The sequence below is a fragment of the Nonlabens marinus S1-08 genome (assembly GCF_000831385.1).
Taxonomy (GTDB): Bacteria; Bacteroidota; Bacteroidia; order Flavobacteriales; family Flavobacteriaceae; genus Nonlabens; species Nonlabens marinus.
Genome location: NZ_AP014548.1, coordinates 1,518,106 through 1,534,214 on the forward strand (window position 1 = coordinate 1,518,106; position 16,109 = coordinate 1,534,214).

The 16,109-nt window shown below is 39.6% G+C and carries 12 protein-coding genes and 2 tRNA genes; 2 read left to right on the forward strand and 12 right to left on the reverse strand.

Translation table 11 applies throughout. The features are described from left to right. Positions 1-149: 149 nt before the first annotated feature. The 12 genes from NMS_RS06925 to gldJ form a co-directional block, all read right to left on the reverse strand. Positions 150-1,424 carry a hemolysin family protein gene (locus NMS_RS06925; RefSeq protein ID WP_041496052.1) on the reverse strand — a complete coding sequence of 425 codons (1,275 nt, stop codon included), beginning with the start codon at positions 1,422-1,424 and terminating at the stop codon, positions 150-152. Then, complete coding sequence (locus tag NMS_RS06930; RefSeq protein WP_041496053.1) at positions 1,424-1,618, reverse strand: hypothetical protein; 195 nt, start codon at positions 1,616-1,618, stop codon at positions 1,424-1,426. Before NMS_RS06930 ends, NMS_RS06925 begins: the two co-directional genes overlap by 1 nt. Next, entirely contained in the window at positions 1,611-2,183 is a 573-nt protein-coding gene (gene lptC / locus NMS_RS06935) for an LPS export ABC transporter periplasmic protein LptC (protein ID WP_052476811.1), read from the reverse strand. Before lptC ends, NMS_RS06930 begins: the two co-directional genes overlap by 8 nt. Next, positions 2,184-3,542: a hypothetical protein gene (locus tag NMS_RS06940; protein WP_041497555.1), complete on the reverse strand. Its 1,359-nt coding sequence runs from the start codon at positions 3,540-3,542 to the stop codon at positions 2,184-2,186. A 34-nt stretch (positions 3,543-3,576) separates the two neighbouring features. Continuing rightward, positions 3,577-4,827, reverse strand: coding sequence for a membrane protein (locus NMS_RS06945; protein ID WP_041496054.1), 1,251 nt, complete (start codon positions 4,825-4,827; stop codon positions 3,577-3,579). Beyond that, entirely contained in the window at positions 4,824-5,549 is a 726-nt protein-coding gene (locus tag NMS_RS06950) for a type III pantothenate kinase (protein ID WP_041496055.1), read from the reverse strand. Before NMS_RS06950 ends, NMS_RS06945 begins: the two co-directional genes overlap by 4 nt. A gap of 13 nt (positions 5,550-5,562) precedes the next feature. After that, a tRNA-Val gene (locus NMS_RS06955) sits at positions 5,563-5,637 on the reverse strand. A gap of 279 nt (positions 5,638-5,916) precedes the next feature. Continuing rightward, positions 5,917-6,582 (reverse strand): hypothetical protein, encoded by a 666-nt coding sequence (locus tag NMS_RS06960; protein WP_041496056.1) that lies wholly within the window; start codon positions 6,580-6,582, stop codon positions 5,917-5,919. Positions 6,583-6,589: 7 nt separating this feature from the next. After that, positions 6,590-7,276 carry a DUF4145 domain-containing protein gene (locus NMS_RS06965; RefSeq protein ID WP_052476813.1) on the reverse strand — a complete coding sequence of 229 codons (687 nt, stop codon included), beginning with the start codon at positions 7,274-7,276 and terminating at the stop codon, positions 6,590-6,592. A 338-nt stretch (positions 7,277-7,614) separates the two neighbouring features. Further along, positions 7,615-7,687: transfer RNA gene (locus NMS_RS06970), tRNA-Phe, on the reverse strand. Positions 7,688-7,779: 92 nt separating this feature from the next. Then, positions 7,780-9,027, reverse strand: coding sequence for a UDP-N-acetylmuramoyl-tripeptide--D-alanyl-D-alanine ligase (locus tag NMS_RS06975; RefSeq protein ID WP_041496057.1), 1,248 nt, complete (start codon positions 9,025-9,027; stop codon positions 7,780-7,782). A gap of 118 nt (positions 9,028-9,145) precedes the next feature. Further along, positions 9,146-10,825, reverse strand: coding sequence for a gliding motility lipoprotein GldJ (gene gldJ, locus NMS_RS06980; RefSeq protein ID WP_041496058.1), 1,680 nt, complete (start codon positions 10,823-10,825; stop codon positions 9,146-9,148). Between the two features lie 193 nt (positions 10,826-11,018). Here gldJ and porU point away from each other — a divergent pair, with 193 nt between their 5' ends. Next, complete coding sequence (gene porU / locus NMS_RS06985; RefSeq protein ID WP_041496059.1) at positions 11,019-14,849, forward strand: type IX secretion system sortase PorU; 3,831 nt, start codon at positions 11,019-11,021, stop codon at positions 14,847-14,849. Positions 14,850-14,893: 44 nt separating this feature from the next. Further along, positions 14,894-16,066, forward strand: a complete 1,173-nt coding sequence (gene porV / locus NMS_RS06990) for a type IX secretion system outer membrane channel protein PorV (RefSeq protein ID WP_041496060.1) — start codon at positions 14,894-14,896, stop codon at positions 16,064-16,066. Positions 16,067-16,109 lie beyond the last annotated feature (43 nt).

Consider the following 16,109-nt stretch of genomic DNA (forward strand, 5'->3'; position numbering starts at 1 on the left):
CCAGCTAGAAGATCTGGAATTGATGGCTTTCTGCGTGTTGTTTAACTAATTGTAGCAGTGAAGGATGTGGAGAAATCGCTTTCGCGAAAGCGAAATTATATCAAACCTTGTTACACCTACTTTGAATTGTGCTTATGAACCAGCTACAACTACTCCTCAACGATGATGTTGAGTTCCACTAAGTCAATTTTATTATTTGACTTTTCTAGAATTCTAAAACAGTAAGAGTCGATGATGACTTCTTCCAGCTCATCAGGAATATTTTCAGTTTTGTGAACGATTAAACCTCCAAGGGTTTCATATTGTTCATCTTCAGGAAGGTCCAGTTTGTAGCGTTCGTTGATATAATCTACTTCTAATCGAGCACTTAATTTGAAACAAGTCTCACTGATCTGGGATTCTATAAACTGGTCAGAGTCATGCTCATCTTCAATTTCTCCAAAAAGTTCCTCCACGATGTCCTCAACCGTGATCAATCCGGAAGTCCCGCCATATTCATCGAGCACGATAGCCACGCTTTTGTGGCGCTTGATCAATAAGTTGAGAACGTCCTTTACCAGCATGGTTTCTGGAACGTTCAGTACTTCGCGTCTTATGTCTCCTATAGTTGCGGGCGATTTGAATAAGTCAAAACTGTGTACATATCCAGTGATATCATCCATGGTTTCTTTATGGATCAGTATTTTGCTCAAGCCGGTATTGACGAATTTTTTATTCAGGTCTTTAATTTCTGTGCTTTCTTGAACTGATATCATTTCAGTCCTTGGAACCATAACCTCACGAGCCTTGAGTCCACCGAAGTCTAGGGCATTTTGAAAGATCTGAATCTCACTGTCTACTTCTTGCTGTTCTTGAGCACTTTCCATTTGCTCAGTGATGTAGTTTCCTAATTCTAGCTTAGAAAATGAAAGCTGAATTTCATCGCCATTGGACTTGAAAAACGTCTTGAGGACAAAGTCAGATAATTGGATACAAAACCAAGAAACTCCCCAAAACAACAGGTAGAACAAATAAGCGGGTATGGCAAAAAACTTGAGCAGTTCATTTGCATAAATCTGAAAAAATACTTTAGGCAAAAACTCAGCAGTCAGTAAGATGATTAATGTAGAGATGACGGTCTGTACCAGTAAGAGTTGGAAACCGCTATTTGCTAGAGTGGGGTAGAGTAGAGAAAGTTGTTCTGTCAATAAATCGCCCATAGCAAACCCATAGACGACTAGCGCCACACTGTTGCCTATAAGCATGGTAATAATAAACTTTGACGGTTGTGCGGTTAGATTACGCAAAACCCGACCTATAAAATCTTGCTGTCGTTTTTCTAGCTCAATATGTATCTTATTAGAAGATACATAGGCAATTTCCATCCCTGAAAAGAAAGCGCTCAATATGAGCATGCCTATAATGATAAGAATCTGTTCCAGCATTATTTCTTGTTACGCTCCTCAAATCTACGACGAAAACGCCTTTTGAAGAAAAACATAAAGGTAGCCAATGCAGACATCCCAAACAGCATATACGACCGCTGCGGAGATTCATTGAATTCATAAATACCGGTAGCTATAAACAATACAGCAAAAACTAGGTAGGCGTATTCAAAATATTTAAAAAACTTACTCATCTTCAGGTTTTATGTAGTATAGATCACTGGAATTGCGCACTAAAGCTTTAGTAAGCTTCTCGTTTGAATCGAGAATATCCCCAGATGTTTCACTTTTATTAGTTAAATCAGTACGGAAGGGTTGGTCTGTAAAAATCCATCTTGATTTTTGATCCCAGTACAGCTGGTCTCCAAAAAAGGTGCTTCCATCTGTTCCTACAATTTTCACATTGCCTTTAAGGTCGACTAGATCACTCTCGCTAAAAATTACTGCATAGTCAGCAGTGATGGTTGTTTTTTTAGTGGTGTCACCATTAGTTTCATAAACTTCCACCTTAATCCCATCAGGGAATTCAGTGAATGGGTAGGAGTCATTAGAATAATCTAGCATCAGAGGACCACGTATGGTGGCTTTTAAATAGCCACTATCGGTATGCTTCAATAACAGGTTTTCAACCTCACTTGATGGCTGGTTGGAGACCGTATTCATTTTAGCAACTTCCTTTAAATTATCAGTACATGCTAAAAAACAGATCACGGCAGTTGCCGTGATCGTTGTTTTTATTATATTTTTAAAGATTGCCAATTATGGGATTCTTACAGATTCTCCTATCCAACAGTTGAAAGTTATCGTTTGTCCTGAGTTGAAATCGTTATTTGTAAAGATCTCAGCTTTTTGTGGAGCACGACCATTATAACTTTCAGCAGTTGCTAATGCTGTACTTCTAATGGAAGGGTCTACCGCAGCAGCTTTACTAGCGTACCTTGCAGCCACCCAGTTCACAGCTTTCTTTTCAAAGATAGAAGATCCACAGCTATTGATACTGTTACCTATCATATTTGCAATTTGAAGAAACGGTGTTCCGAAAGATGGTTTAGCAGCATTGGCAGCTAGAAACTCTCTTTTAGCACTTCCGTACTGTCCTTGAGCTTTATAAGCCATACCTTTCTTATAATGAATTCTTGAAACTAAATCATCATCTACTCCTAATTCAATCGCTTGATCCCAGTACTTGAATTTCTCTGATTGAGTTTCAGCGATATTACCTAAACCATAGGCTGTTTTTCCACTTGGATTAAGGTCATGCAGCGCCTTAACTGATGTGATGTATAGTGGCGCATCCGTACATTCTTTAGCCTGCAGCCTTCTTAATACATTAGATAACCAGTTTTGATCATCTTTTTTATTCTCAAATTCAGCCTCATATAATGGGATCAATTTATCACAGTCTGCAAGTGCACCTAAAGTTGCATTCACATTTCCCATTACGATTCCGTAATTTTTGATGTTGATTTCTTGAGCTTCCATTTGCTCCTTTTCTTGATCAGTCAAGGTGCCGGCAGCTTCCTTATCCATCAATTGAGTAATCACTTGACCTCTTTCATCTTGAACTTTTTCAATTTGCGCTGTCAATTCATCATAAATATCGAAGAAATCTTGAAGGTTTACTTTTTGGTCATTGTAGCGCTTTTCAGCCAATTTGAAATAGGTGATCATCGCATTCGGGTCCGTAAAATTTTCTTTATCGCTTACAAAGGATTCACGCAACATATTATATTGCTCATCTTCCGTTCCTATGTTGTACTTATACATAGTACGAGCGATTTCCGTCTTCTTTTTGCTGACATTCACTATGTCTGGGAATCTGTTGATTTGCCCTTGTAGCATAGCTATAAGACCTTTAGCATTTGCAGTTTCTTCTCCTACATTCTTTCTTAATCGATCTTCATAAATACGCTCTCCATATTGATAGATAGCCGCGCTTGCATCAGGACACTTTTGAACTAAAGGGTCTAGTTGCTTAAATGCTTCGTCATAAGATCTTGCTTTTGCATTCTCTGCAAATATTTGTAGCATTACGGTGCAATCGTTTGCGTCTTGCGCTTTCGCGAAAGCGAAACTAAGAACGGCTGCTGCTGCTAAAAAGAGGCTTGTCTTTTTCATAATCATTTCTTTTCAGTTGTAAGTTTTGGTAATATTAATTGTAACGTCTTTTTTGGAACCATCGGTCATTTAATGAAAGTCCTATAGAAATACTGAAGAAATCTTCTTTTATCAAACCAGCATTTTGCGTTCCACGCTGCCCGTATTCAAATCCTATGTTTGCATTTGAGAAGGAAGCGCCGCGTCCTATGGGTAGTCCTAATCCAAAAGATATGCCAAACTCATTAACGTCTTCTCCATTAAGACGTAGACCACTCTCTTCATAGCGCATTCCACCACGGTAGACGACTCTATCCCAGTAACTTGAGATACTATTGAAATTAGGGATATAAAAACCTCCTACCCGGTAGGATGCTGCATCTGTAAACTCGCTATTATCAGGTGCAAAGGACCGCGCTGCAGAGGAACTAGAGCCTCTCAGCGAATATTCAGCAGCAAGATTCCAGTTTAAAGGTTTCCCATAGCCTATGCCTATGGTATACTCTTCGCGCAATTTCAATTCTTGTTTAGTTTCAGGGCTTTCACGGGTAACAAATATATTCTCAGTTAAATCTGCACCCACGGTAATGGTACTCAAGCGACGTACGTTCCTAGCAGTGATATCTGCTTCTGGTTGATATATGAATGATGCGTTAAATGAATTCCCGTTATCGAGTATCTTATCGTAATTGATGGCTAAGTTGAAGGAGATACCACTCAAGTCAGTTTCATTTTCTTCTCGGGTACCAAATTGCACTTCGTTGAATGCGATACTGGAAGAATTAGTTTCTTCTCCAAAGTTGTACCTAAATTCTCCACCGATACTGATGTTTTTAGTCAACTGATGACCTAAACTAAAGTATGCACGGTTTAAAGAGCCTTCGCCAGTAAAGCGGCTATAGCGCTCTGGACTTACAGAACCAATAGTATAACCTACAGATTGGAATGGTATTAAACCAAAGCCGAAAGCCGTCTTAGGACTTACAGGCACTCCAATACTGACATATTGTATAGAGGTGGCATCATAAGTATCATTGCTATCCTCAGTACTTGCAAAGGTTTCGGTATGGTTCATTCCTATAGCATAGGTAGTCAACCTCAGTTTGCTATACGAGGCTGGATTTTGCAGGTTCAGGTGAATACTGTCGCTATAAGTCCTGATCCCAGCCATGCTGCGATTCTCAATTGTGCCTCTAAATGTTTGCTGTCCTAGTCCAAAAAAGGAGTAGGGTGAGGAAGTACGCGATTGTGCCCAACTGCCCATAATGGTAAATAGGAACAAAACGGTTAAAATACTTCTTATCATGAATTTAATTTGTAAAGATTATGGATGCCGTACAGCATCAAAAAAGGCGAGGCAAAGAAACGGTTTTTCAGTTGCTTTACCAATAGTTCTGCATCCCCACCTGTTATGATTACGTAAAGATTTGGATGTTTTTTACTATATTTTTTAATTACTCCTTTAATCTCAAGAGCTAGACCATTGACCACGCCACTATGTATGGATTCTGTAGTAGAATTTCCTATCAAGGTTTCAGGCTTTTGTGGTTGTAATAACGGCAGTTGTGCTGTAAAATTATGGAGGGACTGGTATCTTAGATGAAGTCCAGGTGAAATAGCGCCACCCCAATAGTTACGATCTGCATCAATAAAATCATAGGTAACACAAGTTCCTGCATCAATCACTAAGATCTCTTTGCCTGATGGAGCGCTAGTCAGCGCACCAGCAACAAGAGCTTTGCGGTCGTTGCCTAAGGTGACGGATTGGTATTTGTTGAAAAAGGGCAATGAAGTCTCTTGATTGATATAAGTTACCTTCAATAGACCTTCTAAGGCATGCAATAGTTTAATGTCCATCGCACCTACTTGGCAAATACAGGCATTCTTAAGATCTGGGTAGTTGGATTGAATACTTTTTACTTGAGAAATGAAATCCTCTTGCTTGCTACGAATAAGGTCGTAAACAGTGACATCATCAACTACAGCGAGTTTGATGGCGGTATTCCCTATGTCTACAGCCAGAATCATATTGTATATATCGTGTGGAATACTGGATTCGAACCAGTGACCTCTGCCCTGTCAAGGCAGCGCTCTAAACCAACTGAGCTAATCCCACGATGAATGGAACCTTAAAGTTCAAATAACAAAAAACCCAATCAACGCGATCGGGTTTGCTGTGGTACCTCCAGGAATCGAACCAGGGACACATGGATTTTCAGTGTACCGCTGCCTAATATTGGGGATGTAAACGACTGAAAAACAAGGTTTCCCAAATCGTTACACAGCAAATTGCTTAATATAAGTGGTCGTTTGCCGACACTATTGCCGACCAATGCTAAAACCTTTAAGCGGCTGCAAATATAGCGCAATACTATTATTGTATTAATCATAAAATTTATTTTTTACCAGTCACTTTTTTGATTTTAGACAGCTCTGGATTCTCTTTATGATTTTCTAAATAAACCTTGTAATCAACACTGGGGGAATCCTTAACTTTTATAGGTAATGTGCCAGAGTCAAGTTCGTGCATGGGGCCATCATTGGTGTCCAATAATGCCCAATGTGTCACATATTCTGTATATGTAACATCACGATAGGTAGTTTCTAAGTTCAAATTGTTTAAGCCAGTTTTATTAACTTTAATTTTGAAAATATCGTTCTCTTCTATGATAGGTATGTAGTGGAAATTTTCTAACTCTTCCCCTTCAAAAGTAGTTACAGTAATTTTAAAGCAGGTGCGGATACAAATGTTTTTAACGCATTTAATAGTAATGTGTATTTGATCTAGCTTTTCTATTTTCGAAAAAGAGAGAAGAGGCAAATTGTCTAATAATAATTGTTTTCTTCTTTGGATTTCGCCCTTCTTTGATTCTTGATCTTGCTTATATAGTGTGTAAATTAGACCAATTAATGTACTAGTAGTTAGTAGGACGTTAATCAGTTCAAGCCCGTCAATAGGTTTGTTGTCAAATTTTAATTGACTAATTAAAATACTCCCGATAGAAATAATCAGGATAACAATTAACCATCTTATAATTCGAATAGTGGGTATGTTACTCATTTCCAAATTAGGATTTTTTAGTTCCTCTGCCTTTCATGGGAGGTTTTCCTATATCCTCAAGTTTGTCGTTGAGCCTGCTAATACGTTTACGTTGCAGGGCCGGCGCAATGAATGTACACTCAAGAAGTCCTTCTATAATCGCTATAAGCCACTCGGCTTCATTTGGTTCTACTGGCACAACTATACCAGTATTAAGTGATTTTGAAGGGTGTGCGGCAAAATTCCCAATCATTCTAATAGCATCAATCTCATCAGCTAAATAGGTTGGAAGTTTATTTGAGTCGATTGCTTGCTTAATCTCTGCTGCAAGATTAGAGTGTGTTACATCATAATAATCTCGTAAAATTAGTTGAAGTAAACCTCTAGATACAGCGGCAGATCCTTTGTTACTTATTCCTAGTATTTCTTTCGCTTCAATATAATCGTTGTAGATGTTTTCTGGAACGTGTTGCTGGTCAATTACTGTTTGCACGACAGGATAAATGAACTCCTCCAAATCAGGAACATCAACCTTTCCAATAATGGTATGACTTACGCCTGTTTTTCGCACCCTTACTACAAATTGGCCACATTCTGCACATTTACTATCCTCTAAAAGAGTGGTGTAAGTATTGTCTGAGCCCATCACAGATACATTCCACGGACTAGTATTGACAGACTTACAAATAGGGCATTTAAAGGTTTTTCCACTCATTTATTTAAGTATTAATAGTTTCAATCTATCTTTTCCAAATCAGTAATGATCAGACTGATTTTATCCATATATAAAAAGCGAAGCACTTTGCTGAGGCTCAGATTCCTTCTGTAAATCCACGTTGTTAGGACGTTGTTTTTTTATATACTTTTATAATATAAGCCCTAGAAACAATTACGACACTGCGTCCAGGGCTTTCCTTAAAAAGGAATTTTTTATTTCAATTTACAAAACGTCCTGAGTATGCCGACCTTTTTGCCGACCATGTTTAAATATCTCGGCCAGTTTCATAGGCCTGGAAATAAGAAAAGCCCTGCGTTAACAGGGCTTTTATAAGGTGGTACCTCCAGGAATCGAACCAGGGACACATGGATTTTCAGTCCATTGCTCTACCAACTGAGCTAAGGTACCTTTTGCTGTAAAGCGGTGGCAAATTTACATAAATTATTATTTGGCAAAAGGAAATTGCTGTTTTTTATTTCGCTTTTGCGAAAGTTAATGCGCTACAAAATTTCTAACACGCGTTCCAAAGCCATGCCGCGAGAGCCTTTTATCAAAACAGTAGCTTTTAAGTCGCTGGAAATAGGAGGGTTCTGTAAAAAGTCTTCAAAAGTCTTGAATTTTTGTACCGTTGCGCTTTGCGTTTCAAAAAAATGATGTCCTAGTAAAATAACCTGATTGATCTTTAGTTTTTCTGCATGATTGACAATTTCTTGATGTTCTGGGGCAGCATAAGACCCCATTTCAAACATATCACCTAGAATGGCTACCGTAAAACCATCTTGTAACGCAAGGTTTTCCAAAGCCGCTTTCATGCTGGTAGGATTTGCATTATATGCATCCATTATCACGGTGTAACTATCTCTTACTATCAATTGCGACCTATTGTTGACAGGCTTATAGCTACTAAGACCTTTCCCTATCTCTGCAGCATGTAGCCCAAACTCAAGACCAACTCCTGCTGCCAATTCCATATTGTTAAAATTATAACTACCGGTAAGTTGGGTGGTGATTGTTTCGTTTTCAAAAGTGAATTCGATAGGTTGAGAGGATTTCAAATCCATAATGGGTGTCACACGCCTTTCTAGGTCTTTTGATCTGGCTAGCTGCTCAACATCGGTGGAAAGCACTATAGCTTTGCCGTTATTTGCTCTTAAATAATCGTAGAGTTCGCTTTTGCCTCTTTTAACACCTTCCAGACTGCCGAAACCTTCTAAATGCGCTTTTCCGAAATTAGTAATCAACCCAAAGTTAGGTTGGGCGATCTGGCATAATTCAGCAATTTCACCTATGTGATTCGCACCCATTTCCACCACACCTATTTGTGTTTGCTCATCAAAGGATAATAAGGTAAGTGGGACACCTATATGATTATTTAAATTTCCTTTAGTGCCTTTGACTTGAAACTTTTGTGAAAGAACGGCGATGATTAATTCTTTGGTGGTCGTTTTACCATTACTTCCTGTTAAACCTACAATAGGTAGGTTTAATTTATTTCTATGGTATGTGGCTAACTCCTGTAATGCTTTTAGAGTATCTGCAACTACGGTTACGTTTTCTTGAGATGCTTTACCCGGGTCGCTGCAGACTACATGTGAAGCACCTTTCGCGAAAGCGGCATCTACATAGGCATTACCATCAAAATTTTCACCCGACAAGGCAACGTATAGCTGCCCAGGCTGTAAGGTTCGGGTATCGGTATGAACGCCTTTACTGGATTTGAACGAACTGTATAATGATTCTATATTCATGGTTTAAAAATAATAGAGATCGCTCAAGGCGAAAGGACAACCGGCCACTTTTTATTCACTATTTCGCATAAAAAAGCCGGACAAGACTGTCCGGCTTTTTGCAAATTTCAGTTACCCCTTAATTGCGAGGACTCTTTGATTTTTTTGATTTAGATCCTACTCGGGACATCGCACAACGGAAACCTAAGTCATCCTTTGCCATATCCTGTGGATAAAACCTGCGAGTTGCAGGATCTAACCAGTATTCTCTATCTCTCCAAGAGCCACCTTTTATAACGCGTACTTCGTTATCTATAAGCGTGCTTCTCGTGTTTGATTTGTCATATTGTCTGTCAAACTTACCGTCCTCACCTACAGTTACCTGGTGTTGAGGGGAGTCGTACATTCTTTGGTTAGGATCTATTTCATCACCTGTGCGGTAATACTTTGATGACTGTGCATCCCCATCACGGAAGTTGCGGTTGTCGCTGCGATCAAAGTTGGTTCTCAAATAAGTCTCTTCATCATCTACGGCAATCTGTCTGATTTCTCCTGGCATGTTGCGAGCAATCAATTTACCATTACTTAAAGTGTCGTATTGAATATCCTCAGTAGTGACCACGGCAATTTTACCATCTGGTCCTATTTGATTCTTGGTGTAAACGTTACCACGGTAGTAGTTAAAGTCATTGAATTCATCATCTACTATAGGTCTGTAAACATCTGCTACCCATTCAGACACGTTTCCTGCCATGTCATATACACCAAAATCGTTAGGCTCATAAGATTTGATAGGTGCTGTAACATCAGCTCCATCATCACTCCATCCCGCGATACCGCCGTAATCTCCATCACCTTGCTTAAAGTTAGCTAAATGATCTCCACGATTTTTACGGCTACCACTTCTAGTGTATTGTCCATCCCATGGGTATTTCTTACGACCTCTGTAAGAGTTGTATTCTCTCAAACTTCCTAATCCTAATGCCGCATATTCCCATTCTGCCTCTGTAGGCAAACGGTAAGCTGCTGGAAGTAGAATTCCTTTTTCACGAGTAATATATAATCCAGTGGTGTCTGTGTCTCTTTTGGCAGCAAGTTTACCTCTTGACTTTTCTAGTTGCGCAGACCTTTTACCGCCTCTTGTAATCGAGTCATTCCCTCCATAGACCAAAGTAGGGGCGTTCAAATATGTATCTGTATTAAAAAGTTGATTTGCATCTCTAGCACCTAATTGATCTCTGTCCGTATAACCTTGATCTACAAGAATCTTTTCATTCACACGATCCGTTCTCCAGTTACAAAACTCTACTGCTTGAATCCAAGATACACCTACCACTGGGTAGTTAGCATAGGCTGGGAAACGCAAGTAGTTTTTAGTCATGTCCTCATTATAACCTAAACGGTTTCTCCAGACTAAAGTATCTGGTACAGCGCCGTTATAAATATCGCGGTATTCTTGAACTTCAGGTGGGAAAACACCTTTGATCCAATCGAGCATCTCTAGGTACATTCCATTTGTAACCTCAGTTTCATCCATATAAAAGGATTGAACATGTTGCTGGTTTGGAGTGTTGTTCCAGTCGTGCATTGGGTCATCTTTGACACGTCCCATAGTAAAGGTTCCACCTTCTACAAATACCAATCCTGGAGCTGCGTCCTGATCTTTGTATTTTGTATTCAGTTCAAAACCATTTTTACCGGTTACGTCCCAACCTGTTCCACGAGAAGTGTTTGAATAATCGCTACCGCCACCACAACTTATCAATAGCACAGAGGCTATTGTGGCAACGAAAATATTAAGGACAGAGTAGTTTTTCATTTACTGTATTGATTTGAAAATGGTGCTGCAATATAATAACTTCGCTCTTTACAAAGCTGTTAAACATCATTATTAGAGTACAACAACCGTTAAAAAAAGTAAAACGTTTGATCCTCTTCTTTATTTTGCGACTGCTTATTTTTTTAAAAAATACTTCGCATACTATCTAATCAATACATACGTTAAAAGTCTAATGAGGTATACTTTACTTTTTACTTTCCTTATTTCATGGGCTTTAGCAAGCGCTCAATCTCAAACAGTTACCTTGAACTGGAGTGACCCTATGGCGTATACAATAGGTAAAAAAATCATACAAATTCCCCATTTGAACGAGGGAAGTGTATATGAGGGCAATCGATTATTTTTTTCAACGGTTTTATCGACGAATGGTAATATTGATCCATTATCGGCACGTTTGTCCAATATAAAATCTGAAATAATCCCTTCAGATCAGCTTTATGATTTGCCTAGAAGCACCATTTCAGATGGTGTAAATATGTCTTTGAAAAATGCGCTTTCGCGAAAGCGAAATTATGTCCAGCTGCGGCTTAATCCTATATATAAGGAAGGCGATCAATACCGTCGTTTGACCTCATTCACCATTTCTTATACCCAAGCACCATTGAGTGTACGCGCAAAAAGTACTCCATTTGGAAATTCCGTGCTAGCTAGCGGGAATTGGTACCGGTTCAAAGTCACTAAAACTGGAGCGCAACGTATCAATCGAGACTTTCTTAATAATCTAGGTGTAGAAGTGGGGGGGCTCGACCCTCGAACGATACGTATATATGGTCAAGGAGGAACTTCATTGCCTCTAGTTAATCGACAAAACCTTTTCTACGATCCTGCGGAAATTGCGATTACGGTAACCGGAGAGTCTGATGGACGATTTGATAACGGTGACCAAATCCTATTTTATGGAGTGGCTACAGATACAGAATATGTTGCAGAAAACGATAGCTTCATCAACCCCTATACGGACGATTCTTATTATTATATTAATGTAGGCAACGGTCCCGGTAAGCGTATTTTGCCTCAAATTACTCCTGCTGGAACCCCTAATGTTACTTACGATTATTACTTAGCAAGGAAGCACCATGAGGTAGATGAAAGAAATATTGGGCTTATAGGTCGCACCTGGTATGGCGAGCGATTTTCCATTGAACCAGAGCAGACTTTTGAATTTGACTTTAATAATATTGATGCATCCAGACCTGCCACGGTACGTATCACTACCGCGGGAATAGGTGATCTAGATACCCAGATGTCTTTTTCTTTAAATGGACAGAGCTTAGGAACTTCTAATTATATAGGTCTGAGTCGGATTGATAATTCAGTTGCGAGCAGAGCTCTATTAGTAAATAATACGACCATCACCGGTAATAAAGCGACAGTAACCTTGACTTATGATAATGCGGGCAACCCAAGTGCTACTGGGTATCTGGATTACATCTGGATTGACGCATATGAAGCAATGACGGGAATAGGGAATCAGTTCCCTTTTCAAGTACCTGATGCAGCGACAAGATCTGGGGTAGGTCAGTATCAATTCAGTAACGCTTCAGGCATTAAGGAGATTTGGGAAGTGACTGATAGGTTCAATATCACCAAGGTTGAAAATGTCAATGGTGATGCTAATTTTTCGTTTACCAGTCCCTTAGGTACGGATCGCCAATTTGTTGCGGTGGATGCCACAGATTACTACACGCCTGTTTCAGTTTCGAACTCAAGAGTTGCAAATCAAAATTTAAAAGGAACGATTTTTAATGATAGATCTGGGAGTTTTAGAGATATTGATTATTTGATCATTACGCCGCAATTTCTGGAAAGTCAAGCACAGCGATTGGCAAATTACCACGTGAGGGAAAGCAACCTCAATGTCAAGGTAGTGCGGGTTCAAGATATTTATAATGAATTTTCAGAGGGCAAGCAGGATATAAGCGCCATACGCAACTTTGTAAAATATGTGTACGACAATGCTTCAGACCCCTCTAGGCGTGTGAAGTATTTGAATTTATTTGGCGATACCAGCTATGATTACAAAGACCGCATTCCTGTAAAGGATAATATTTTACCTTCCTTCTTATCAGTCAATAGTACGTCTTTGACCGCCTCATATATTACTGACGATTTCTTTGCTTTTATGGATCCAAATGAAGGAGACGTCGCTGCTAATAATTTAATGGATATCGCAGTTGGTAGAATGATCGTAAGCACCCAGCGTGAGGCGATCGAGATGATCGATAAAATTGAAAGCTATACCGCAGGGTCAGCGTTCGATAAATGGAGGAACGATGTCACTTTAATTGGAGATGATGTAGATATACCCAGTGATGCTATCTTACAAAAGAGCGTGAACCAATTAGCTGACGATATTTTTAGAAATCGGCCGGATTATAATGTGCGCAAAATATTGTTAGACAGCTACAATCAGGTCAATACCGCAGGAGGTCCAAGATATCCTGATGCGGTAGATGATATTAAAAATGCTTTTGAGAAGGGATCCTTAGTAATTAACTATTTCGGACATGGGAATGAGGAAGTTCTTGCTCAAGAAATTATCATTACTCAGAACACGGTTGAAAATTTAAGAAACCCAAACACCTTACCCTTATTTGTGGCAGTCACCTGCGATTTTAGTCGATACGATAATCCGCAACGAGTGAGTGGTGGTGAGCTGACTTATTTGAACCCACAAGGTGGCGCTATCGCATTAGTAGCCACCAACCGCTTGATATTTATCAGCGTGGGAGTTACGTTAAACAACACATTAGATCAGTATCTTTTTTCTTTTAATAATGTGGAGCCCATCTCTATGGCAGAGGCCTTGCGATTAGCCAAAACAGATCCAGCATTGTCCTCCAGCGACACTAGAAGAGTGATTGCGTTTATAGGCGATCCAGCCTTGAAGCTCGCTTTTCCATCTCCTAGAGTGGTGCTGACTGAGGTAAATGGCCAGCCAACAAACATTAACAACCCGCCGCTACGTGCCTTAGATAGAGTGACCTTAAATGGGGAAGTGCAAACCATCTCTGGAAATTTGATAGCAGATTATAATGGAACGATTTCCGTAATCGTTTTTGATAAAGAGGTGCAACGTAAAACATTAGCAAACGATGGTACAGAAGTTAACGGTACTGTTGAAATATTAGATTTTACTCAGCAAGGTGAAGTGCTCTTCAGAGGTCAAGCGACGGTAGAGAATGGTAGGTTTACCGTATCCTTTGTGATGCCTAGGGATACTCAAATACCTGTAGGGACGGGAAGAATTTCTTTTTATTCTAAGAGAACAAATATCAAAGAAGATCAAAATGGCTTCTCTCAGCAATTGAGAATCGGTGGTATCAATCGGGATGCTCCAGAAGACACGGTGGGTCCTGAAATGGAATTATTCATGAACGACAGGAACTTTGTTTCAGGAGGAATTACAGATTCTAACCCATTCATCCTTGCATTTCTTACCGATATGAGTGGAATCAATACCGCGAGCGGGATAGGTCATGACATTATTGGAATCATCGATGGAGACGAGACAAATCCATATATTCTCAATGATTATTATGAGGCAGATGTAGATGATTTCACTAAAGGAAAAGTTTATTTCCCTCTTAGGGATATAGCTCCCGGTTTGCATACGCTTACCGTAAAATCATGGGACACCTACAATAATAGTTCTACTCAGGAAATTCAATTTATAGTAGCTGCGGGTGACGGAATAGAACTCACCCGAGTATTAAATTACCCAAATCCTTTTACCACCTATACTGAATTCTGGTTCAATCACAACCGGCCATTTGAACCTCTAGAGGTTCAAGTTCAAGTGATGACGATCACAGGTAAGGTGGTCTGGACGACTAATCAAATAGTAACTAATGCTGGTTTTACTTCTAGAGATATAACTTGGGATGGAGTGGATGACTTCGGACAACGTCTGGGAAAAGGCGTATATGTTTATAAGATTACCGTAAAAAGTACGTTAGCTAATGAGGTAGCGAGCAAAATTGAAAAACTTGTCATCTTATAATCTTTACTGATTACCATATATTTGACCACCATTAAACCAGATTCATGAAAAGAGTTCTTTTAAATGCCCTAACTATAATCCTGTTTTTTACTGCATTTGTACCAGCCATAGCTCAAGATTCTCGAGTAATTACGACAGCCTTACCATTTCTTAGAATAGCAGGTGATCCTAGAGCTGCAGGGATGGGTGATATGGGAGTAGGAACTAGTCCAGATGCCTGGAGCCAGCAATGGAATCCAGCAAAGTATTCGTTCATGTCTCGAGAACAAGCTGTTGGAGTGGCGTATACTCCGTATTTGGGACAATTAGTAAACGACATAGGAATTGGTCAATTGGTTTATGCAAATCGCATTAATGAGCAAAGTGCTTTTGCCACGAGCTTAAGATATTTCGGTCTAGGAACCATATTTATTACGGAGGATGGTGAAACGGGTACGGAAGAAAATCCAAATGAATTTGTTTTGGATGGTTCTTATTCTTTAAAACTGTCAGATGAGTTTTCTATGGCGGTTACTGGACGCTATTTACGCAGTGATTTGAGGATTCAATCACAAAACGCAGATGCGAGTGCCGCAAGCTCCTTTAGTGTTGGGGTTGCAGGATATTATCAAACTGAGGAAGTGCCTATTGGCGATTTATATGGTCGATACCGTGGTGGATTCAACATTTCTAATATAGGTCCTAAAGTATCGTACGATCAAGGTGGTCAAGAAAATTTCTTGCCAACCAACTTAGGACTAGGCGGCGGTGTAGATCTGTACTTGAATGATGGATTTAGTAAAGTGGCTATCACCGCAGAGTTTAACAAATTGTTAGTTCCAACTCCACCAGTTAGAGATTTACAAGATCAAGATAACGACGGTGACCGTCAAGAAATTTTAGAGGGCGAGGACGATGATGTCAACTTTTTCTCTGGAATCTTTCAATCCTTTGGGGATGCCCCAGGCGGCGGTGCTGAGGAATTGAGAGAAGTAACCTGGGCATTAGGTGCAGAATATACGTATGACGACAGCTTTGCACTTCGCACAGGGTATTTTAATGAAGCTGACGATAAAGGTGGAAGAAAGTTTTTGTCCTTAGGTGCTGGATTCAAATTCTCTGAAATAAACATAGATTTGTCTTACTTGTTTTCCACCAGCCGCGTGCAATCCCCTCTTGAAGGAACCTTGCGATTCGGTTTGACATTTAACTTTGGAGACGAGTATATAGAATACTAGATTATCAAACAGATACAACTCAATACAGTCATCGATGTATACG

Excerpts from the sequence above, each read along its gene's own strand:
- NMS_RS06925 (WP_041496052.1), bottom strand. The coding sequence starts at position 1,424 with ATGCTGGAACAGATTCTTATCATTATAGGCATGCTCATATTGAGCGCT.
- NMS_RS06930 (WP_041496053.1), bottom strand. The coding sequence starts at position 1,618 with ATGAGTAAGTTTTTTAAATATTTTGAATACGCCTACCTAGTTTTTGCT.
- NMS_RS06940 (WP_041497555.1), bottom strand. The coding sequence starts at position 3,542 with ATGAAAAAGACAAGCCTCTTTTTAGCAGCAGCAGCCGTTCTTAGTTTC.
- NMS_RS06945 (WP_041496054.1), bottom strand. The coding sequence starts at position 4,827 with ATGATAAGAAGTATTTTAACCGTTTTGTTCCTATTTACCATTATGGGC.
- NMS_RS06950 (WP_041496055.1), bottom strand. The coding sequence starts at position 5,549 with ATGATTCTGGCTGTAGACATAGGGAATACCGCCATCAAACTCGCTGTA.
- NMS_RS06960 (WP_041496056.1), bottom strand. The coding sequence starts at position 6,582 with ATGAGTAACATACCCACTATTCGAATTATAAGATGGTTAATTGTTATC.
- NMS_RS06965 (WP_052476813.1), bottom strand. The coding sequence starts at position 7,276 with ATGAGTGGAAAAACCTTTAAATGCCCTATTTGTAAGTCTGTCAATACT.
- NMS_RS06975 (WP_041496057.1), bottom strand. The coding sequence starts at position 9,027 with ATGAATATAGAATCATTATACAGTTCGTTCAAATCCAGTAAAGGCGTT.
- gldJ (WP_041496058.1), bottom strand. The coding sequence starts at position 10,825 with ATGAAAAACTACTCTGTCCTTAATATTTTCGTTGCCACAATAGCCTCT.
- porU (WP_041496059.1), top strand. The coding sequence starts at position 11,019 with ATGAGGTATACTTTACTTTTTACTTTCCTTATTTCATGGGCTTTAGCA.
- porV (WP_041496060.1), top strand. The coding sequence starts at position 14,894 with ATGAAAAGAGTTCTTTTAAATGCCCTAACTATAATCCTGTTTTTTACT.